At 69.5% G+C, this 272-nt stretch carries 1 pseudogene; it reads left to right on the plus strand.

From position 1 onward, the window contains the following. Nucleotides 1-272, plus strand: a pseudogene (locus tag SB751_RS30520) (hypothetical protein); the annotation flags it as partial.

Raw genomic sequence — 272 nt, forward strand, 5'->3', positions numbered from 1 at the left:
GTCTGCGTGACCGGGTCTACGTGGCCTACCGCGTGGGCGCCTACGGGCAGGACCGCGTGTACCTGATGCGGCCGCTGCACCGCATCGGCGATGTGCCGACGCTGACGGTGCGTTACCGCTACGGAATGTCGGTGCCCCAGCAACAGAAGAACGAAAGCGGCACGACCCGCACGCTGGACGACACGCTGCACGCCGCGCTGACCCGCGCGCTCAAGGGCATCGACACCAGCCAGGTGCGCGAGGCCTACGGCGGCGAAGAACCGCTGTGCCCG

The organism is Cupriavidus sp. SIMBA_020 (genome assembly GCF_046535395.1).
Classification (GTDB): domain Bacteria; phylum Pseudomonadota; class Gammaproteobacteria; order Burkholderiales; family Burkholderiaceae; genus Cupriavidus; species Cupriavidus campinensis.